This window comes from Nitrosospira sp. TNL300 (assembly GCF_055385915.1).
This window is the reverse complement of the sequence record NZ_AP041005.1, coordinates 2,012,532-2,034,522: the sequence shown is the minus strand read 5'-3', so window position 1 is coordinate 2,034,522 and position 21,991 is coordinate 2,012,532. Positions and strand designations below refer to the sequence as shown.

At 52.9% G+C, this 21,991-nt stretch carries 15 protein-coding genes; 12 read left to right on the top strand and 3 right to left on the bottom strand.

The window, feature by feature from the left end; translation table 11 throughout:
• Positions 1–57: 57 nt before the first annotated feature.
• The 10 genes from ACZ5BW_RS09365 (at position 58) to ACZ5BW_RS09320 (ending at position 18,077) form a co-directional block, all read left to right on the top strand.
• Positions 58–1,848 (top strand): autotransporter assembly complex protein TamA, encoded by a 1,791-nt coding sequence (locus ACZ5BW_RS09365; protein ID WP_464539239.1) that lies wholly within the window; start codon positions 58–60, stop codon positions 1,846–1,848.
• A gap of 6 nt (positions 1,849–1,854) precedes the next feature.
• A complete protein-coding gene (locus tag ACZ5BW_RS09360; protein ID WP_464539237.1) occupies positions 1,855–5,931 on the top strand; it encodes a translocation/assembly module TamB domain-containing protein in 4,077 nt (1,358 codons plus the stop codon).
• A gap of 515 nt (positions 5,932–6,446) precedes the next feature.
• Complete coding sequence (locus ACZ5BW_RS09355) at positions 6,447–8,399, top strand: glycosyltransferase (RefSeq protein WP_464539235.1); 1,953 nt, start codon at positions 6,447–6,449, stop codon at positions 8,397–8,399.
• The gene (locus ACZ5BW_RS09350; RefSeq protein WP_464539233.1) at positions 8,377–9,108 is read left to right on the top strand and encodes an SDR family oxidoreductase; all 732 of its coding nucleotides are present in this window, start codon (positions 8,377–8,379) and stop codon (positions 9,106–9,108) included. The genes ACZ5BW_RS09355 and ACZ5BW_RS09350 overlap by 23 nt, the downstream gene beginning before the upstream one ends.
• Complete coding sequence (locus tag ACZ5BW_RS09345; RefSeq protein WP_464539231.1) at positions 9,099–9,707, top strand: D-glycero-alpha-D-manno-heptose-1,7-bisphosphate 7-phosphatase; 609 nt, start codon at positions 9,099–9,101, stop codon at positions 9,705–9,707. The genes ACZ5BW_RS09350 and ACZ5BW_RS09345 overlap by 10 nt, the downstream gene beginning before the upstream one ends.
• Positions 9,708–9,798: 91 nt before the next feature.
• A complete protein-coding gene (gene rfaE2 / locus ACZ5BW_RS09340) occupies positions 9,799–11,274 on the top strand; it encodes a D-glycero-beta-D-manno-heptose 1-phosphate adenylyltransferase (protein ID WP_464539229.1) in 1,476 nt (491 codons plus the stop codon).
• A gap of 14 nt (positions 11,275–11,288) precedes the next feature.
• Positions 11,289–12,596: a glycosyltransferase family 9 protein gene (locus ACZ5BW_RS09335; RefSeq protein WP_464539227.1), complete on the top strand. Its 1,308-nt coding sequence runs from the start codon at positions 11,289–11,291 to the stop codon at positions 12,594–12,596.
• A 159-nt stretch (positions 12,597–12,755) separates the two neighbouring features.
• Positions 12,756–13,562 carry a glycosyltransferase gene (locus ACZ5BW_RS09330; RefSeq protein WP_464574133.1) on the top strand — a complete coding sequence of 269 codons (807 nt, stop codon included), beginning with the start codon at positions 12,756–12,758 and terminating at the stop codon, positions 13,560–13,562.
• A 276-nt stretch (positions 13,563–13,838) separates the two neighbouring features.
• On the top strand, positions 13,839–14,639 hold the full coding sequence (locus ACZ5BW_RS09325; RefSeq protein WP_464539223.1) for an inositol monophosphatase family protein: 801 nt from the start codon (positions 13,839–13,841) through the stop codon (positions 14,637–14,639).
• 165 nt (positions 14,640–14,804) lie between these two features.
• On the top strand, positions 14,805–18,077 hold the full coding sequence (locus ACZ5BW_RS09320) for a hypothetical protein (RefSeq protein ID WP_464539221.1): 3,273 nt from the start codon (positions 14,805–14,807) through the stop codon (positions 18,075–18,077).
• A 19-nt stretch (positions 18,078–18,096) separates the two neighbouring features.
• Here the strand turns inward: ACZ5BW_RS09320 and ACZ5BW_RS09315 are convergent, their stop codons facing one another.
• The 3 genes from ACZ5BW_RS09315 to ACZ5BW_RS09305 all read right to left on the bottom strand — a co-directional run bounded on the left by ACZ5BW_RS09315 (position 18,097) and on the right by ACZ5BW_RS09305 (position 19,818).
• The gene (locus tag ACZ5BW_RS09315) at positions 18,097–18,501 is read right to left on the bottom strand and encodes a hypothetical protein (protein WP_464539219.1); all 405 of its coding nucleotides are present in this window, start codon (positions 18,499–18,501) and stop codon (positions 18,097–18,099) included.
• Between the two features lie 95 nt (positions 18,502–18,596).
• Positions 18,597–19,151 carry a DsrE family protein gene (locus tag ACZ5BW_RS09310; RefSeq protein WP_464539217.1) on the bottom strand — a complete coding sequence of 185 codons (555 nt, stop codon included), beginning with the start codon at positions 19,149–19,151 and terminating at the stop codon, positions 18,597–18,599.
• Positions 19,152–19,359: 208 nt separating this feature from the next.
• Positions 19,360–19,818 (bottom strand): YbhB/YbcL family Raf kinase inhibitor-like protein, encoded by a 459-nt coding sequence (locus ACZ5BW_RS09305; RefSeq protein ID WP_464539215.1) that lies wholly within the window; start codon positions 19,816–19,818, stop codon positions 19,360–19,362.
• 160 nt (positions 19,819–19,978) lie between these two features.
• On the opposite strand from ACZ5BW_RS09305, the gene ACZ5BW_RS09300 reads away from it, so the two are divergent.
• Both ACZ5BW_RS09300 and ACZ5BW_RS09295 read left to right on the top strand, forming a co-directional pair.
• The gene (locus ACZ5BW_RS09300) at positions 19,979–20,983 is read left to right on the top strand and encodes a glycosyltransferase family 9 protein (RefSeq protein ID WP_464539213.1); all 1,005 of its coding nucleotides are present in this window, start codon (positions 19,979–19,981) and stop codon (positions 20,981–20,983) included.
• Positions 20,973–21,977, top strand: a complete 1,005-nt coding sequence (locus tag ACZ5BW_RS09295) for a glycosyltransferase family 4 protein (RefSeq protein ID WP_464539211.1) — start codon at positions 20,973–20,975, stop codon at positions 21,975–21,977. The genes ACZ5BW_RS09300 and ACZ5BW_RS09295 overlap by 11 nt, the downstream gene beginning before the upstream one ends.
• Positions 21,978–21,991: the final 14 nt, after the last annotated feature.

Sequence of the window (21,991 nt, the reverse complement as noted above, 5' to 3'; positions counted from 1 at the left end):
CCTTTCATTCGCGGGCTTCCGGTAGTGTTTATACAGCCCTTCTCGCATTTGTCCGTCTTGAAATTCTTGTTTTCTCTTCTGGCAGATAAAGCGTGTCTTTATCTCGGCGTGATTATTTTGCTCATGCTGAGTAACGGCACGGTCGAAGCGGGTCTCTTCGAGGGGCTCTTCGGAGACGATGCTCCGCCCCCCTCCATCGGGCTTTCCGCTCCGGAACCCGTGGCGGATCTGCTGAAGACACATTTTCGTCTGCCGACGGAGCCTCTGGAAGACGAAACGGCGCGTGCCACTTTCATGCGGCGCGCCCAGCGCGAAATCAGCGAACTGCTCGCCACCGAAGGCTATTTCATGCCCAGGATAACATTGCATCTCTCCACATCCGGCGAGGTACTACCGCAATTGGAAGTCGCACCGGGACCGCGAACAGTGGTTGCCGAGGTGCATATCGAGTTCAAGGGAGACTTGGGTGTCGATGAGCCTGTACGGCGCGCACGGATTGAAAAGCTGCGGTCTGCCTGGTCACTCAAGGAGGGCCAGCCCTTTCGCTCCCCTGCCTGGGAAGAGGCCAAAGCAGTATTGCTATCCAGTGTCGCGGGAGAGGATTATGCCGCAGCGCAGATCGAGGAAAGCAAGGCGGAGATAGATCCTGATTCTTCGCACGCGCGATTAATGGTGATAGTGAACTCGGGGCCCGCATTCCGCTTTGGCGATCTCGACGTAAAAGGGCTTAATCGCTATGAACGGTCACTCATAAGCGGCCTTGCGCCATTTAAACCGGGGGATCCTTATCGCCGCGATCAATTACTCTCGTTCCAGACGAAATTGCAGAATCTGCCTCAATTCAGTTCCGCGGCTGTCAATATTCAACCTGACGAAGCAACGCATCAGGCGGCGCCGGTAGAGGTAGTGCTATCAGAGGCGAAATCGAAGAGGGTAGGGTTCGGTGCAGGGTACAGTTCCAATACGGGTGCGCGTGGCGAGGTCACTTACGTGAATAACGATTTTCTGAATAGCGCATTGAGATTCAACAGTGGGTTGCGTATCGAGCAGAAACGCCAGAGCTTGATGGGTTCAATCGACAGCGTGGCGGATGCGTCGGGAACATGGTTTTCCCTGGGGGCGTCGGGAGATAGGACCTTCATCCAGCACTTGGAAACCATACGCCAGAAAGTCGGCATCAGTCGCAATCAGCTCTTGGACAAGACTGAAACAAGATTTTCATTGAACTGGCAGCGGGAAAACCGGAATCCAGAAGGGGGCCTGGAGCAGGTCAACCAGACCTTGGTGCTGGATAGCTATCTGCGTTATCGTTCCGTGGATGACCCGTTATTCCCCAGGGATGGCAGTGTTTCGGAATTGCGCATAGGGGGCGGTAAACGTGAATTGCTGTCCGATCAGGACTTCTTGCGAACCTATGCAAGACATCAGTTCTGGTATCCGGTGGGCAAGCGCGACGTGCTATTTCTACGGGGCGAGGTGGGGTACACCTTTGCGCCTTCACGCTTCGGCATTCCCCAGGAATATCTCTTCAGGGCGGGCGGTATTCAATCCGTTCGCGGATACGCTTTTCAGCATTTAGGCGTGCGGGAAGGCAGCGCGATAGTCGGGGGCAAAGTAATGTTCACAGGATCGATTGAATATAATCACTGGTTTACGCGTAATTGGGGTGCTGCCATCTTTACCGATGTGGGGGATGCAGCCGATACCATAGGCGGGTTGAACCCGGCCGTCGGATACGGTGGAGGGATACGATGGCGCAGTCCCGTCGGGCCGTTGGCAGTGGATGTCGCCCGCGGGCAACGGGACGGGAAATTTCGTCTTCATTTTTCGATTGCCGTGGCGTTCTGACAGCGCATGATGCTTGCAAGCGAACAGCGAATCCGGCATGTCTTCCCAAGCTTCCGCTGGTGGCAGTGGGTGCTGCTGGTGGGGATCTTCATTCTCCTTGCGGTCGCGGGCTCTGCCCTCTGGCTGGTTACAAGCAACTCGGGTCTCGTCTGGCTCGGGTCGGCTCTATCCCGCCTGAGCGCGGATAGCATTTCTCTTGAAGGGCTGGAAGGAAAGCTATCCAAATCCGTAAGCGTCCGGCGCGTGCGCTTTTCCGGGGAAAACCTGCTTATCATCGCACGGGACGTGCAACTGGATTGGGAACCCGGTGCATTGCGGTCAGGCCACCTGAAAATCATCGCCTTGACAGCGGGGGAAGTGGAAGTGGTTTCACCCCCTTCCCCGGAACCGTCAACACAACCGGATAATCTGGAATTACCTTTGTCACTGGACGTGCGCAAGTTCGAGATCGGCGTCCTTCGTGTGATGCGCGAAAAAGGGAGCGCTCCGGTTTTTCGGGCGCTGGACCTTGCCGCGAAATTGACAAGTGATGGACACGTTCATCAGATTCCGGAACTGCACGTCATGCTCGACTATGGCCGCGTGACTGCATCAGCCGAACTGAAAGGCGGGAAGCCTTTTCCTCTGGAAGGCCATGTAACCCTGACAGGGATTGCCGTTCCCAAAGTGCAACAACCACCCGGTACACCCGGTACATTGGCGGGGAAATCGGAAGCACGCATTTCTGCCACTCTTGGTGGCGATCTGGCACGGATCGACGTGAAAATCGAGGGGCAGGGCGCCGGACTGGCAGGGGAGGGGGACGCAAAGCTGCGTCCCTTTGCCCCGTTCGCGGTGGCGGGGCTACGGTTGTCACTGAGCGGTCTGGATCCTCATGTTTTTTCAGCTACGGCGCCTCAGGCCAGGCTTGAGTTGCAGGCAGATTTGAATGAAAAAATGGCGGGGCAACTCGAAGGCACCCTGACCGTTAAAAACAGCAAGCCTGCCGCTCTGGATGCGGGCGGTCTCCCGGTGCTCGAGGCGCGCGCGGACCCCGTGTTGGCGGCGGAAGTGCTCCAGCTTCATGACTTGAAACTGCTGCTGCCGGGCGGCGGGTCGATCATGGGTGATGTCGTATGGCAACTCAAGCAGGCAAGCGGATCGGCGGACTTGCGCATTCGGCAGGTTAACATGGCTAGGCTGGACACGCGCGTGCGTCCTACAAATGTCAGTGGATCGCTGAGACTCAGCGGGGATGCGAAGAGCCAGCAGGGAATATTGGCGCTTCATGATCGGAAGCTGAGTGCGGGAGCTCATATGACACTGGCGGACGATGTGCTGACACTGGAAAAAGTGCGGCTCAGCCATGGGCAATCCATGTTTACCGGTCAGGCTAGGATGGAGTTGAACGGGCAGCGGGAGTTTGAGCTAGCGGGCAACTTGCGGCGCTTCGATATCTCCGCGTTTTTGCAGGCGCCTCGCACCGGTCTCAACGCAACCCTCAAACTGGCGGGTAAGCTGGGCTCCGCCGGAATGCGCGAATCCGCCCGAAAAGTTTCGGAACCGGCGGGTGTGGCCCAATTTGCAATCTCCAACAGTCACGTCGCGGAACAACCGGTATCAGGCAATGGCCGCATTGAATTTGCAGGGCTGAGCCGGGCTAAAGGGGGAATCGAGTTAAACTTCGGCACGAACCGGCTTCTGGCGCACGGCGGTTACGGGCGGCCGGGCGACCAGCTACAGCTTGAACTGAACGCTCCTGCGCTGGCACAAATCGGATACGGACTTGCCGGCTCACTCATGGCGAAGGCAATGATGGGGAGCAGTTCTGCCAGTTTTATCGAGAAGCCGCTTGAATTGCCGGATATAAGCTTTTACGCCACCGGAAAGGGTGTGAAGCTTCCGGATGAGCATTATCTGGGTAATTTTACTGCCGATGGCAGGCTGCATGGCGATGCGATCACGTTAAAGATTCTGGCTGCGGACTACCGGCTCCAGGCAAATCCGCGTCTGCAACAACTCAGTGTGGAAATGGGAGGCAGTACTTCACAACACGAGATCCAGGTCTCTGCCCAACTGGTCGATGATCAGAGCTTGTCCCTCCGCGGCAGAGGTGGTCTCACCAAAATGGGGGGGAAGTGGCGGGATGCCGGGTGGGCAGGGGAACTGATGGAGTTGTCCGGGTCCGGCCGGGTTCCATTTAGCCTCAAAAATACCTCTCCCGTACGGATTGGCTCAAGCCACGCATCACTCGGCTTATCGAATATCAGCATTGCGGGAGGCGAGGTCCAGATTCGCGAAATCGACTGGAGCCCTGAAAGGTGGAGCACAAAGGGGCATTTTTCGGGGATTGGGCTGCGTCCCGGGACTGGAGGAAAAAAGTCTGAGGAGGCTGCGGGGGGTGTGGCGGCCGTGAAGGCCGTAAAGACTGCAAAGACTGCACGGGCAAACGAAAACGAAGGCACGGATGGGCGTAGGGTGTATGAAGCCGATCGGGGAGCGGGTCATGAAGCTCTCCGGCTGCACGGAGAATGGGATATTTCAGCCGGTAGTCAACTGAAGGGTTTTATTGACATCGAACGCGAGGGAGGTGACTGGGTATTGCCGGCCGAGCCGCCGCTACCGCTGGGTCTGCAAATCCTCAAGTTGTCTACCCGGACCACAGACGGCCAACTGACCGCAGAACTCACTGCAAGAGGCAAGCGATTGGGCGAGGCGAACGCTCTTGTCTCCATGCCGCTGGCGAGATCAGCCGAGTCTGGGGTGCACTGGACGATTTTGCAGGGTGCCGCCCTCTCCGGGCATATCCTTCTCAAAATGCAGGATATTTCCTGGGCGGGTCCCGCCATTGACAACAGCATCAGAACTGGCGGCGCAGTCGCATTGCAGGCGGATGTGATCGGGACGTTTGGCAAGCCGCGGCTGGAAGGGAAGATACAGGGAGATAATCTGGCGGTTGCCTCGCTGGAGCACGGCGTGCGGCTTGAACAGGGAAAGCTCGCCGCGCATTTTGACGAGGAGTCCCTTCATATGGACCTCCTGGATTTCTCGGCGCCGCATTACTCACCTCCGCAGGACCCTCTGTTGCGGCATCTGGAACTCGCAAAAGGACCGGGTACTTTGCGGGCGTCGGGAGTCATGGATTTTACCGGAGAGCGCGGCAGTGTCGAAATTACCGCCAATCTTGTTCCGCTGGCTCAACGGCCTGACCGCTGGATTATTGCTTCGGGAAGCGGTAATGCCACGCTGGAACACAATATGCTCACCCTCAGAGGAAACCTCATGGCGAACGCGGGTATGCTGGCGCAGCCTACCGCGGGTCGTCCCCATTTGCCCGATGACGTGATTATCATCGGCCGGGACGAGCCGGATGGACAGCATCCCGAACGCAGCGGATTGCGCATCGATGTTGAAGCTACCCTCGATCTGGGCGAGCGGTTCTACATTCATGCATCAGGGCTGGAGGGCAGGCTTGCCGGACAATTGCATCTGCGGGGCGAGCCCGGACAGAAGCTACGCACTGTCGGCACCATTACCGCACAGGATACGAAATTCGAGGCCTATGGGCAGGACCTGACTGTGGAGCGAGGCATCGTGAGCTTCCAGGGTTCGATCGACGATCCGGCACTGAACGTGCGTGCAGTGCGCAAGGGGTTGGCGGTGGTGGCAGGAGTTGAAGTGACTGGCAGCGTGCGTCATCCCGTCATACGGCTGGTATCGACGCCGGCCGTGTCCGATCTGGAGAAACTCTCGTGGATTACGCTGGGGCGAGCTCCGGGAGGCAAGGCAGACGCCTCATTATTGCTTGCGGCAGCCGGCTCCATTCTCGGAGGGCAATCCGGCGGTGTGACCGATAAAATAACCCGGGCACTGGGAGTAGACGAGCTATCGATCCGGCAGGCGGGAAGCGATCCATTGACCGGACAAATCGGCACGATCGGCAAGCGCCTGTCAAAGGAGGCTTATATCAGCTACGAACAAGGCCTTGCCGCGGCGGCGGGTGTGACGAAGCTCACCTATGCGCTAACTCCCAAGATCACGTTAGTTGCCCGTGCGGGAATGGATAATGCAATCGATGTGCTTTATTCGCTCAGTTTCGATTGATCGAATCCGCGCCGAGTGCGCGAAAAAGGCCGGGAATCAATCAGATTGCCGGATGAACAAACCTCGTATCCGCGTCATAAAAGAATATCTTCCTGCTTCTCTTCAGTTAAGAATACCCGAACCCGGAAAGCCTGGAGAATAATGCCTACCCTTTCTCTTTCGTCTGGCCTGAGCAGGCTTCCACCGGAAAAGCCTCACCGTTCAGGATGAGTGTGTTACCGAACAGAGTGAGCTCGTTTTTGTCCTTAAAATTCAGACTTCTGCTCTAATTCAAGCTGGGCGATTGATCCAGGATCAGGTGGGCAGGCTGCATTGCATTGAGATGCAGCTTGCGTCTCCACTGAGAACATTGAGAATTTCGTGGCCCTCGATCGCTGCGGCATCCGACATACTCTGGCTGGACGTGCAGACGCCGGCCTGTCGAAACAGGAAGTGCTCTCGTGTGAATGAGGTGCCTTCTTCTGTTTCATTACCGGCAGGCGCCTCGTGACCGGCTTCAATGAAAGGGGAGGAGTATGAAGAAGAGAATTGCTCTCATCAGTGAACACGCTTCACCCATTGCGGCAATAGGGGGTACGGACACCGGCGGACAAAATATCGCGGTGGCCGAACTGGCCCGGCATCTTGCCGCCCTCGGCTACGAAATCGACGTCTTTACCCGCTGGGACGACCGTCGTGTTCCAAAAATCCTCAACTGGCGGGACGGCATACGCATCGTACATGTGGAAGCCGGGCCAGTCACGTTCATTCCCAAGGAAAAGCTGCTGCCTCATATGCCCGCCTTCACGCGGAACATCCTCCGGTTTATCAAGGCAGAAAACAATCGCTACAAGCTCGTTCATGCCCATTTTTTCATGTCCGGGCTGGTGGCGGCGGATATCAAGCGGAAACTGGGCATTCCTTTCATCGTTACCTTTCACGCTCTTGCAAAAGTACGGAGGCTTCACCAGGGGGGGAATGACTGGTTCCCGGACGAGGGCTTTGCCATCGAGGAAAGGGTGATCGCACAGGCTGACCAGATTGTTGCCTTGTGCCCGCAGGATCGCGACGATTTGATCAATCTCTATGAAGCTGATCCTGGAAAAATCACGGTTATTCCAAATGGATTCAGGCCGGATGAAATCTATCCTCTCGATAAGCTGTTCGCGCGCATGGCGTTGAAACTCGACCCCCAGGAAAAGATCATCCTGCAACTGGGGCGCATGGTGCGGCGAAAAGGTGTCGATAACGTCATAAAGGCGCTGGGCTACATGCGGCGCGAGCACAACTTCGAAGCACGCCTCCTGATAGTGGGCGGGGAGTCGGATGAGCCCGATCCAAAAACAACGCCTGAAATCGGTCGCCTGCAAAAACTGGCTGAAGCAGAGGGTGCGGCCGATCTCGTGACGTTTGTCGGACGCCGGCCGCGCGACATGCTGCATTACTACTATAGCGCGTGCGACGTATTCACGACCACGCCCTGGTATGAACCGTTCGGCATCACTCCGCTTGAAGCCATGGCCTGCGGGACACCCGTGATCGGTTCAAATGTCGGTGGCATTAAATCCACGGTCATGGACGGCAGGACGGGCTTTCTTGTGCCACCCAATGACCCCGCATCGCTTGGCCGCCGCATCATCGAGCTTTTGAGCAGTAACAAGCTCATGACGTATTTCAAGGAAAACGCTATCCGCCATGTCAATCAGAATTACACATGGATGAAGGCAACGCATCTCACGGCCAACATGTACGAGCGGATTGCAACGCAGAGCCCGCTGCGGGCAGACGACGAAGAAGATTCCCTGTCGTACATCGACGACTCCTTCGGGGCATTAATAGAGACTATTGAAAAGTCCAGGCGGAAAATCCGCCTTGCCACCCTCGATTCGGCCCAGGCTATTTACCGATCGCTCGCTCGTGGCGGGAAGGTGTTGGTTTGCGGCAATGGCGGGAGTGCCGCCGAAGCGCAACACTTTGCAGCCGAACTCATGGGGCGGTTTGAGGCGAACGGTCGCCGCGGCTTGCCCGCGATGGCCCTCACTGCCGATACCGCCTTTGTGACTGCCTGGTCGAACGACTATACATTTGATGATGTATTTGCCAGGCAGGTCGAAGCACACGGGCAGCCGGGAGATGTTCTGGTCGTCATCAGCTCGAGCGGGCAGTCAGTCAACCTGGTCAAGGCGCTCCGGAGTGCGCGCCGGCGCGAGATGTTCTGCATCGGCCTGCTTGGCAAGGAAGGTGGACCCGCCAGCGAACTGACTGATGTCAGCATCATCGTTCCGTCAAATGAAACTTCACGCATCCAGGAAGTACAACTGCTTGTTCTCCACGTGCTGAGCCATCTGATCGAGCAGCAAATCGTGGTGGACGACCTGGATACCATTCAGATAACGGAAGAGTGGTCAATAAAGCACTTCCAGGTCCAGGGACTGGCTAAAAACGTTAATAAGAGGAAAATCAAGCATGAATCAACAAAGTGTGACTGACAAAGTCGTTATTGTCACTGGGGCGGGCCAAGGGTTGGGCGAGGCGATTGCGAATACACTCGGTTCAGCAGGTGCGGTCGTCTGCGCCTGCGATGTCAAGGAAGACAAGGTAAAAAACGTAGCCCAGGCCATTAACGATGGGGGCGGCACTGCTTATCCCTTCGTGCTGGACGTGCGCAACGCGGAGGATATCCGGCAGACTATCGATGACATCATGGCCGGGCATGGGCGCATCGACATACTGATCAATAACGCCGGTACCGACATGACTCTCGGTATTGAAGATTTAAGCGTCACGGATTGGGAGCGGGTGGTGGACGTCAACTTATGTGGTCCCTTCCTGTTATCGAAAACCGTCTATCCGCTCCTCAAGCGTCAGGGCAGGGGGCATATCGTCAACATTGCCTCGACAGCCGCGAAGCGGGTGTGGACCGAGGCAAGTGCCTATCATGCCAGCAAGTGGGGCCTGCTCGGTTTCAGTCATGCGCTGCATGCGGAAGGACGCAGGGACAATATCAAGGTCACCGCGGTGATAGCAGGCGGAATGCGCACGCCTTTTATCATGGACAGGTTCCCCGATACTGACCCAAACGTCCTCCAGGATCCGAAAAACGTGGCCGACACCGTGCACTTCGTTCTGACACAGCCGGACGAAACGGTGATCCCGGAGGTCATGGTTCTTCCGATGCGGGAGACATCGTGGCCGTAGTGCATGAGGAAACTGAAGAAACTGAAACCGGAAAGGCAGTGTTTATTGACAAGGATGGCACGCTTGTTCACGATGTGCCCTACAACGTCGATCCCCGGCATGTGCGATTGACCGCAGGTACGGGCGCAGCGCTCCGGAATATGAAAAATGCGGGTTATAAATTGATTGTCATTTCCAATCAATCCGGCATCGCCAGAGGCTTGTTCGAGGAAAAGGATTTATTTCCTGTTAACCGCTGCATCCAGTCCTTGCTGGCGGAATATGACGTAGCCATCGATGCTTTTTATTACTGCCCGCACGGGCCGACTGAGGGTTGCCAATGCCGTAAGCCGATGCCGGGCATGATTTTACGGGCAGCCAGAGATCATGACGTGCACCTGCAAGCCTCCTGGATGATCGGCGATATCCTGAATGACGTGGAAGCGGGAAACCGCGCTGGCTGCCGCACGATTCATCTGGATAACGGTAACGAGACGGAGTGGGTAAGGGGTAATTACCGTGAACCCATGTACTCGGTAACAGATTGGATGGAAGCCGCCGAGCTTGTTTGTCAGGGCGCCGGCTGCGATGGGATGCGCAGAGAGTTTGCACACTGCTGATACCGGCAGTTTACGCAATTGCTCCCCTGAAATTTGCTTTGATCAGTGTACGCATCCACAGGGTGACACATCCCAGGTAAAAGGAGGCAGCATGAACAGCAGTTATCTTGCCACTATCGATCGCTTCAGCGGATTGAATGTGCTGGTAATCGGCGATGCAATGCTCGATGTGTATCTCGACGGGTCGGCAAATCGTATCTGCAGGGAGGCGCCCGTTCCCATTGTGGATATCAGGGATATCAAGGCAGTGCCGGGAGGGGCGGCCAATACAGCAGTAAATCTGGCACAACTGGGTGCCAGGGTCCACTACCTTTCGGTTGTCGGATGTGATCACGAGGCCGAATTGCTGAAAGAATCGCTCGTCAGTCATGGCCTCGACATTTCCCTGGTTATCTGCGATCCCACCCGCCGCACGCTTACCAAACAGCGTGTGGCTGCCGGAAGCCAACTGCTGGTGCGTTTCGATGCGGGCACGACGGAACGGGTATGCAAGGAGCATGAGCTGCAGATGATCGATACCCTGAACGAAAAGTTTCATGAGATGGATGCTGTCGTTGTCTCCGATTATGGTTATGGCATTCTCACGGACACGGTGATCGATGCCTTGCGTATCTTGCAGCAAAAAAAAGAAAACACTCTGGTAATCGACGCAAAATCGCTCGATAAATACAGCCGGCTTGGGGCGACTGTAGCCAAGCCGAACTATCAGGAACTCGTCACGCTGCTTGCCATCACGGAACCAGCACCTGTCGGCCAGCGTTCGGAGCAGATCAGGCTCTACGGACAAAAGCTGCTCAAAAAAACAGGAACGAAATATGTTGCAGCCACCATCGATATCGAAGGCGCATTGCTGTTTCAGCACGGCAAGGAGCCTTATCGCACATTCTCCAAACCGGTAGAGAACACCAGGGCAGCGGGAGCAGGGGATACTTATGTCAGCGCGCTTACGCTGGCCCTCGCCAGCGAGTCTTCCATTGAGGTGGCGGGTGAGATTGCCAAGTCTGCGACAATGGTGATACTGCAAAAATCCCATACTGCGACCTGCACGCAGAACGAGCTGCGGCATTACCTGGGAAGCAGCAGTAAATATATCCCGGACTGGCAAGGCTTGAATAATCACTTGGCTACATTCAGAAAAGAAGGCAAGCGTATCGTGTTTACCAACGGATGCTTCGACCTCCTTCACAGCGGCCATGTCAGCTATCTTGAGCAGGCGCGGGACCTGGGCGATGTCCTCGTCCTGGGCCTCAATTCCGATGCGAGCATAAAACGCCTGAAAGGGAGCAACCGCCCCATCAACAACTTGTACGAACGTATCCGTATACTGTCCGGATTGGAGTCAGTGACACTCATGACGTCATTCGAGGAAGACACGCCAATCGATCTTTTGGAAGTCATTCAGCCGGACTTGTATGTAAAGGGCGGCGACTATACGATCGAAACGCTTCCCGAAGCGCCGGTTGTCCGGGCATACGGCGGAAAAGTGGAAATCATGCCTTTTGTTCAGGACCGGTCCACGACAAACATCATATCCAGGATCAAAAGCATGGACAAACAGGTTGCATAGGCCGGGAAACCAGAGTGTTTGCCGAAGCCTGGAAAAATTACAAGAACATATTATGTGTCCGCCCGGACAACATGGGCGACGTGCTGATGAGCCAACCGGCAATGCGGGCGCTCAAGGAATCGGTTCCAGGCAGAAAAATTACTCTGTTGACTTCCACCGCGGGAGCATGCATCGCCCCCTTCATTCCGGAAGTGGACGAAACGATTCCGTTCGATGTTCCATGGGTAAAGACGACCGAAACCAATGGAGCGCAACGATTGCTGGCGCTTGCCGGTGAATTGCAAGTCCTTCGGTTTGATGCCGCAGTAATCTTTACAGTCTATAGCCAGAATCCGTTGCCGGCCGGAATGTTGTGCTATCTGGCGGGTATCGAAACCGTTCTGGGTTATTGCCGTGAAAACCCCTACCAGCTTATCAATCAGTGGGTACCGGACAGGGAGCCGCTGGACTATGTCGTCCACGAGGTCGAACGGCAGCTTCGCCTGGTCGAGATGGTTGGCGCGGAAACCTCCGATACAAGGCTCCTGCTGAAAATCCCGGAGGAGACGCGGAAAGAAGCAACGGACAGGATATGGGATATATTAAATGCTGCTGGCATCCGGGCGGGGATGCGCTGGCTGGTGCTGCACGCCGGCGTTAGTGAAGAAAAGCGCCTTTATCCGGCCAGTGATTACGTGACGGCTTGCCAGTCGCTCATCAGGCAAGGCTATAAAATCCTGCTCACAGGCAGCGGCAGCGAGCGCGATTATGTAGATCAGATCGCTCGCCAGTTCGGTGATGCTGCGATAAATGTCGCAGGCGAGCTATCCATTGCAGAACTCATTGTCCTGATCGAAGCGGCGCCTGTCTTGATCTCGAATAATACCGGTCCTGTCCATATTGCCGCAGCCGTCGGCACCCCTGTCGTAGTGCTGTATGCCATGACCAACCCCCAGCATACGCCGTGGCAGGCGCCGAGCAAAGTGCTTTACTTCGAGGTGCCGCCGGAGTTGAAGACAAAGAACCGGCTGCTTCAGTCTTTCCCCGAACCATCCATACCCAAAGCTTCGCCGGAGGCAATCGTGGCGGCTGTAGATGAGCTTGTGTCCCCACGGAGAAAACTCGGGTCCGTCACTCCAGACCCGACCACGGAAAGGCTGGTCAAATCCAGTCGCAGCCTGGGGGCAAGGAAAAATGCATTCGTCATTCCTGGCCTGGCCAGGAATCCAGGCCGAACCGACAATGGCATACAGTGTATTCCACTGGCTGCCTATAGCGCTCCAATTACTCCGCATAATGAATATGATATGTGCCCACCTGATCAATGTAGTGAGGATATATGAAGCGGGCACAAATCCAGGCTGTGTTTATATCGCATCTTTCCGGGCCTGACCCGGGATCCCGGCGGAAACAACAACGGCAGCTCGCGGATTCCATTGTGTCCCGTCTCCCGCAGTCTGCAGGCCGTTTTGTTTGTTCACCGGATCCATAACAAGGGGTACATGATGCGGGAAGACATTACTGTCGTTATTCCTTCCTACAACCGCCCCACGGCGCTGGCGGTAACGCTTACCGGGCTTTGTTTCCAGCAATATCAGGGTTTCGCTGTCGTTATTTCTGATCAGAGCGATCTTCCCGTATACAGGGACGCCTCTGTGCAGACGGCAATCCGCCTGCTGGAAAAAAAAGGCCATGCGGTGCAGCAACTGACCAATTTGCCTCGCCGCGGCCTGGCGCAGCAACGGCAATTCCTGCTGGATACGGTCGATTCGCCATGCTGCCTTTACCTCGATGATGACGTTCTGCTGGAGTCTTTCGTTCTGGGAAACATGCTGCAGGCGCATCAGGAAGAAGAGATCGGATTCGTCGGGCAGGCAGTCATCGGGTTGTCATATAGGGATGACTGCCGGCCCTGGGAGCAGGTGATCGAGTTATGGAACGACCGCGTTGAGCCGGAGATCGTAACCCCGCAGCACGCAAGCTGGCAGCGTTACAGCTTGCACAATGCCGCCAATATCCTTCACGTGCAGGAAAAACTGAAACTGACTCCCGACACGCAAAAGAAATACAAGATCGCCTGGGTGGGAGGCTGCGTACTGTATGACACGGAAAAGCTGCGGGAAACGGGCGGGTTTGAATTCTGGCAGGAGGTGCCGCAAGAACACGCGGGCGAGGATGTTCTTGCACAGTTGAGAGTCATGAAGCACTACGGCGGCTGTGGCCTTATCCCCTCCGGCGCCTACCATCAGGAAGTGCCGACCACCATAGTCAACAGAAAATTCGATATCCCGAAAGAACTGGCGTTATGAGCAGGAAATAAGGCAGTTCAGGAAATAAAATGTATTCATCCTTGGAACCATCTAACCAATCGTCATTGCTAATTCGAAGTAGGTCGGGCTCCGCCCGACAACCAAAAACTGTCGGGCAGAGCCCGACCTACTTCTATAAATCTGTCATTCCGAGCTTTATCCGCTACTGCCCGGAATCCGGTTTTAAACGTTGATGTCATATATTTACAACCCCTGGATACCCGTTTTCACGGGTATGACGTGTGTTGTTTGATTACTGAATTAAACAAAGCGCGTATGAAAAACCTCAAGCTTAAAAGCTTTGCACAGTACGACTTTCCTATCGAAGAAATAGAAAAAATTGCAAAGCTCGCCGGAAGCATTATCAAAGCGCACTATATCCAGGGTGTGGCCTCCCAGTTCAAATCCCCCCGGCAGGTTGTAACCACTGCTGACAGGGAATCCGAGCAATTCCTGAAGGAAGCGCTTCTGAAACTCCACCCATGCCATTTTTATGGGGAGGAAAGCGGGGGAGCCATTACCGAGCAAGGCGATCAGTGGGTCGTTGACCCATTGGATGGGACCGAAAACATGGCTGGATACCCACCGCTTCTTGCCATCTCCATCGGGCTTCTCCGCAACGGAAAACCTGTTCTCGGCGTCATTTACGATCCCATCCATGACATCTTATATAGCGCACAGGAAGAACATCAGCTAAAAATAAATGGAGAAGTTACGCGAATAAAGAGCCAGACCGAACCGGCAAACGCGATCGTTGGACTCGATTTTTCCTCTGAAATGCAGACGCGCCCGGCAACACTCAGCCAGTTATCACGCGTATTGCAGCAGGCCCGCGCAGTAAAGGTATTCGGGGCGCCGGTACTATCGCTGGCCGAAGTTGCGGCAGGAAGGCTCGACCTGTTTTTCCGTCCTTCGACCAAACTGACAGACATGGTCGCGGGTGTCTGTATGGTCAGGGCAGCAGGAGGGAATGTAGCGGATTACAAGGGTGAAGATTGGACGATACATTCGAAGGGCGTGATTGCAGGCTCTTCCAGCATGATAGATGCCTATATGCCTTGTTTTTACACAACTTGAACTTAACAGAAGGGAGGTTCGATGCGGTTTTGAACCGATCATTGAGAGCCACTGCCGCTGCTGGGTTCAAGTCCCCGCCATCAAGAAGTAGGAGTTAACAAAATTCGCCGTCTGATCATGCTGCTGTAAAACAACACCTATTAAACTCAGGGGTTATAGCAGATTATGGCCGAGATAAAAGAGCCAGAATTGCCAGACCTGGCGCCCGCAGGATTGGCCTTACTTTTCATATTTGGGCTCTTGATGTGGTATGACCTGCCACGTGAGAACGGTCGTCCCTTTGACCCATACACTCAAAATCAAGTCCCGCATATCAAAGGATACGCCTACGAAAGCTGGCTGTGGCAGGACCCTTTTGGCGTTGATCTGGACTCTGATACCCAAAAAAATCAATATTATATTGAGTTTAATGACAGTGAGTTTAATGACAGTTTGGAAGAGATATCTCATCTTCGTTATAAGGTACATAAAAAGATGGATTTGGAACCCCTTGACCAGAAAACAGGGTCTGAGGACCAATGCAAATATCAGCTAAATGAAAGGATAAAGAAGAACGTCGTAAAAATATTGGCGCCATTGCTAAAAGTTGAGCCTAATACTTTAGAAAACAAAGAGCTGCGAACCAGGCAACGTTATGCAGTAATTGCCGGATTGATAGAATCAGGTTATAGCCCCTCAGAACCGGACCGTTTGCACTTTTGCTCCAGTAAAAAAAACAGTAGCAACAAAGGTCCTGATCAAAAGAGCAGTAGCAATAATAAATATGACGTGCGCTGGGAGCATTACTTTCATCAATCCAGAGATAAGCCAGACATTATTGTTGCCTGGATGAATAGCGAGATTGTACCGGGTAATCTGCTCATACCCGGAACGGAGGATAAAAATAATTTCTACCTATTTGATCTGAATAATATTTTTGGTCAAGATCATTTCAAGGAGATAACAGAAAAGCATAAGAATATCGCATTCATCAAACCGGCTGGCACAGACAGCAAAGAACTTACTGAAAAATTAATTGAGGAGCTGATAAAGCGCCAGAATATTAAGGAACCATCTGACTTGATGGTCATTACAGAACAGGATTCAGAGAATGTACGTAACTTCTCACATAGCTTCCGCAAAACGCTCTGTAACTCCCTTGCTAAAGAACACGACATGCAACCTATCGTTGCGAGTGCTTGTGAAATAAAAAACGTGTTCTATCTGAAAGGTTTGGATGCTTATCTGCAAACCATCCAAAAACAAGATAAAAATGAGGGTGAGCAAGCAACGAACAAACGGGCTGAGCGCCTTTCTGTTGTCGATATGGACAATCCAACGACCTTGGCCCTAGGTCCAAGGCAATTGGATTACTTTCATCGACTGGCAGAGTGGATTAAAGATTCTCACAAAGAGATAAATCTGGAGAAACGTGATAGCGGGATAAAAGCAGTAGGAATCTTTGGCAGTGATATCTATGACAAACTGCTGATACTTGGAGCCCTGCGGGCAGAAATGCCCAATATGCTGGTTTTCACAACTGATCTTGACGCGCAAATGCCTCACCCCAGGCACTGGCCCTCGACTAGAAACCTCGTTGTAGCTTCACACTTCGATCTACGACTTAAAGATAAGAACGAAGTTGAGGATGAAGATAAAGAACGTTATCGGGAACAATGTAAGGATAAAGAAATAGAAAAACAATTTCCTGCCTTTCGACATTACTGTGACGCTGTTGCGGGCATGGAAAAATATCAGAAACAGTTTCCCGCCTTTCGAGATAGCCAACAAACCAACATTTTTTACCTCACACTAAGTATCGCCAAGGATGACATTAAGGAGATTCAAAAATCTGAAAACACCTCACCCCAAGTTTTCGAAATCGGTAGAAATGGGCCGATTCGCCTCGCACTGGTACAGGAGAAATACGGAGACTTGGATTACCATCCCCTCGACGATTCCCTGACGCAAGCCAAAAAACGGCTATGGTTGCTGGGAGGGGTTATGTTTTTTCTTATTTCTCTTCACTGGTGGATACGTCCCAATTCCGATCTATCCTCAGTATTTTTAGTGCTCAGTTTACTGGCAATACTATTCGTCGCTTTCAATTTCGCTACAAATGAATCTGGAGAGCCACTTAGCTTTACGGACGGCACCAGTCTCTGGCCTACCATATTCATACAAACTATCGCAATCTTCCTTGCGCTCGCGTTTTTCTATAAGGCCAGGAAAGAGCTTGACGAGAATTTTAATAACCTGAATAAACACCCTCCTTATTTTAAAATTGACCTAAACGGCGAACCTCCTCCTATTTTTAACTTTGATCCAAAGGAGCCTGAATGGTTAAGTCGACGGTGGTTACTTTATTGGCCACGCAAGTTATTTCTGCCCATCATTATTCTTATATTCACTGCGGCAGTTTATGCAATAAATGATGCTTACCCAGCAGATTTTCGGTTCTGGCCATGTTTAATTTTGCTCTTTGTCCCTTCGATCCTTTTCTGGCTTAAAATTTGGATTAAGGAAGGCGAAGATAATTTTCACTTTGACTCTATTAAAGATTGGATAGAAAAAGATAATGCCCGACCAAGAAAAACGGCTTCTCATGATTTTCCTGACTTAGTCCAGGACAGCACACTGATTTGTTATTCCATTGGGGAAAAATACATAGCTCGCACAGAGCGCCTGTTATTTATTCGAGATGTTTCTTCTAATTTGTGGCGAGAATATTATAACTATGGCCGAGCCGAGCACTCTGTAAATCGTGCTGTCGCCATCTGGCTATTCTTCGCCATCATTGAAACGATACTTATTTACATAATGCCGCCTTGGCCATGGCCCTGCCGCGGCTCCACTTGCCAGTGGGTTTACTGGACAGGAGTGATAAGCTTTATCGTGATCATGGTTCTGCTCTTTTTTATACTCGACGCTGTCAAGCTGAGCTTTTATTGGATTAGAAAACTGCGTACAGAACATCCCCTGCTCGATAATAAAAATGGTGAGGAAAATCTTAATGCTTTTAATAATCCACTTGAGTCACTTGAAAAGATTGTTGAAGTGGTCGCAGAAAGAACACAAATGGTCGACAAACTTATTTATTTCCCAATGCTCTGCATTATGCTGATGTTATTTGCAAAAATTACTTATTTCGATAATCAGGATTTTCCGCTTAGCAAAGCCATCACTTTTGCTGTGAGCATTTCGTTACTCTTTTTTTCAGGTTTTATGATTCGAAAAGAAGCCAAGCTACTTAAGCGTTCCGTCCTTGAGCGCATCAAGGAGCTACACAAAAGTAACAAAAGCGATCGTATAAAAGCAGATGCAGCTATTGAAAAAATAAACAGCATCTGTGAGGGCGCTTTTCAACCCATGTTCGAGCAACCCGTCATGCGGGCATTATTAATAATATTGGCATCCATCGGTCTCTTTGCGAGTAAATATCTTGAGTTCTTTGGATAATTCTATCCCCCAATAGAAATTACCTTCCCTCAAGCAACGCTTTCAGCTCATATTTTTCCCGGTCGATTTCGCTCCGCGTACGTACACCCGAGCGCCGCAATATAGGTAATGGCGGGCACCATCCTTGCAGCGAGTGCTGCAGCAGGAACGACAGTACAACCGTGGGTAGCGCCAGCCATTTCCTGTTGACAGTCAGGCCAAGCAAAAGACCCGTCAAGGCCAGTGCCGATGCATTAGCTTCAAGTGCGCGCTCGATGTCCCATTCTTTGTCGAGTTCCTCGATGCGTCGATTGATGACTTCCTCGCTGCTGTTGGCATAACGTCGGATGTTGCTGTTCGTTTGGCGGTCTATTTCGCGGTTCACGTTTGGCGCTGTTGAGTGGCGAACGCGATCTCTGCTTGTTCGATCTTCGGCCTGTAACATGATTCTTGCTCCTTGAAAAATGCTTTCAGGAAAAGCATATGTTCGTTTATCTGTGGTTCAATGCCTGGCTACTTGATAAAGATCAATCTCTCGTCTTATTCCGGGATGAGGGCGTAACCATCGAGTTGATAGACGGACAACACCGTCAGCGCTGCCAAGGCGATATCCACCTCCGGATTGATCCAGGCGGGCTCAAATCCATTGTGAGCGAGCGCCTGCCCGCATACATAAACAATGACGCCAGCACGCTTCAGGGCGTCGATCAGTTTCCTGTCAGGATTGTCGAACTGATATTTTTCCCGGTAGTGACGGTCGTCAAGTGCGACAGCAGTCGCTGGGCCGTGGAGCACCGCTACAATTTTGAGCTTCTCGGGTGGAACTTTCGCGAGGGTGAAAAGGTTGATCAGGCGGGCGATATGCTCAAGTCCAGGATTTATCTGGCTTGGCGCACTGGCTGCTTTAGTGACGTCGAAGAGAATCTTGTATTCCCGATCCGGGCTTGGCTGAACCGCCGCCTCCGGCATGGGATGCACTTTTCCGTACCCTTGAACGACAGGGTTTTGCCAGAACGATTCAGCAAAAATCGCAGAACTGGCGACTGCCAGACTCAGCACAAGAAAACAACTGATCAATCGAATAGCTGGTTTCATGCTCAACCAGATGCTCCTTGCTTATACGGGCAATTATTGTCTGCCTGATTGTTAAAGTACTCTGTACGGAAAGGCACACTAAGCGGGGATGATTGCTTCTATTGATGCCAGTCTCTGCTTATCTGGGGACGGATGGGTATGAGGACATGAGGAAACATGTCCTCACCATTTGACGGATTTGATAGAAACGACTGTAGGTACAGAAAGCTCAGCTTTCCATCTTTGTCCCCTCGCACAAACCGACGAGTGTCGCGGAATCAATGATGTGTTCTTTCATGCTTGCGGCTACATGAGCTTTATCCGCACTTGGAGGTAAATCCAATATGGCATCCAGGGCGAATAACTGGAAATGATAGTGGTGGGTACCGTGGAAGTATTTGGGGCAAGGCCCTTCATAACCGTGTGTGCCGCCATTGGCAATGCCTTCCGTCCCGCCCGCGGGAATACTGCCGGCTGAAACCGTTGTGGTATCAGGGGGAATATTGAATACCAGCCAATGTACCCAGGGAACCGGTGTTGCATCGCAGTCTTCCACGATAAGGACCACGCTTTTCGTCTGCGGGGGAAGGTCTCCAAACTCCAGGGGAGGGCTGATATTTTCTCCCATGCAGGTATGTGGCTTGAGAACGATGGTGCGATCAGGAAAAGCCGGGCTGGATATGAACATCGTGACTCCTTTCAATTAATGGGCTTCAGAAAAGAAGAGTTAAAACAGGAGAATTGGCTACAAAAATAGCGAAACCCTGGCGTACATGCAATACTGTTGAGCGAAGGGAGCCTGACTGATTTTGACTCGTACCACTCGTACCGGAGCGCATGGAAAGCATATGGCTCAGCTGGGTAATCTGCCAATTAAAAAGATCGCGATTTTCAGGGCCTTGAAGCTGGGAGATTTCCTGCTGTTCGTTCCTGCGCTGCGGTTGATTCGGCGGGCTTTCCCACACGCCACCATCGATTATGTCGGGCTGCCCTGGAACAAGGCACTTGCCACGCGCTACAATCATTATATTGACGAGTTTGTCGAATTTCCGGGTTTTCCGGGATTGCCCGAGCATCCCTTCAAGGCCGAGGCGGTCACGGCCTTTCTGGAGGGCATGCAGCAGCGACAATACGACCTTGCCCTGCAAATGCATGGCAAAGGCACGGTGTCTAATCTTGTCGTCTCCCTTTTTGGAGCATCTGTTGCGGCCGGGTTTGCGAGCGAGGACGGTCATTGGCCGAACCGCGATTTCTTCATGCCCTACCCATCCAGGCGGCCTGAGTTGTTAAGGAATCTCGCGCTGCTTGAATTTCTCGGCTTGGGCCAGACGGACCGCGCGGGGGACAGGGCAATGGAGTTTCCGGTATTGGACGGAGACTACCAGAAACTTAAGGAGTTGGAAGAATATGTGACTATTCTTGATAAACCTTATGTCTGCCTGCATCCGGGCGCTATCTCCGCCGTGCCCTGGCCTGCCGCGCATTTCGCGGAGGTGGCGGACAGGTGTGTTCGGCAGGGTTTGAAAGTGGTGCTGACGGGTACCGCCGAAGAGAAGCCGCTTACGCAAGCAGTCGCGGGGAAAATGACGGGTACTGCGATTGATCTTGCCGGTAAAACTGACATCGGATCACTCGCCGCCCTTCTGAAAGGCAGCCAGGCGGTGATTTCGAATGACACGGGGGTTGCGCATCTGGCGGTAGCGGTCGATGCTCCAAGCGTTACTGTCTTCACCACCACTGATCCGGTGATCTGGGGTCCGTTGGATCAGGCTCGTCATCGGGTTGTTTCGCGAAACGCCGTGGGGACACCGAAAGCAGCAATCCGGGCGCTGGAGGAATTAATTGGGCATTAATATGGAAGTAAAGGGGAATCAGGGAAGAAAGGAGAACGTGACAAGGCAGGAGAAATTGCGGGTTCTTACCTGGCATATTCACGGCAACTACCTCTACTATCTCACCCAGGCTCCATTGGAGTTTTATTTGCCCAAAGGAGAGGGCGCAGGTTACGGTGGCCGTTCGAGTGGTTTCGATTGGGGGGACAACGTGCACGATGTGCCCATCGAGCAGGTGAAAGATCTCGATTTTGACGTGATTCTGTTTCAGCATCGTAAGAACTACGAAGTTGACCAGCACGAAATCCTGTCCGAGGCGCAGCGGCGGCTGCCCAAAATTTATCTCGAACACGATCCCCCGCAGGAACATCCAACCAATACCGCGCATTGGGTGGACGATCCCTCCATGCTTTTGGTTCACGTAACCGATTTCAACCGCCTGATGTGGGATAGTAACGGAACATCGACTGCTGTCATCGATCATGGCGTAATGGTGCCGGACAACGTGAAATATACGGGCGAGCATGCCAGAGGCATCGTGGTGGTGAATAACATGCACAAGCGCGGCCGCCGCCTGGGCCTCGATGTATTCGAGAAAATCCGCGAGCAGATACCGCTGGACCTGGTGGGGATGGGATCAACGGAACTGGGCGGGCTAGGTGAAGTGTCGCATGATGAGTTGCCTGCTTTCGTCGCCAAGTACCGTTTCTTCTTCAACCCTATTCGTTATACCAGCCTCGGGTTATCCGTCTGTGAAGCGATGATGACGGGATTGCCCGTCGTAGGGCTCGCGACAACCGAGATGGTTACAGCGGTGGAAAACGGCAAAAGGGGCTATGTTGAAACCGATGTGGACAAGCTGATCGAACGGATGCGTTATCTGCTCGACGATCACGATCATGCACGGGAATTGAGCCGGAACGCTCGGGAGTATGCAACCCAGCGATTCAGCATCCAGCGATTTGCCAACGACTGGCAAAGAGTCGTCAGCAACTTTGTTCAGAATGCTCACTGAAAAGCAGCAGTTCA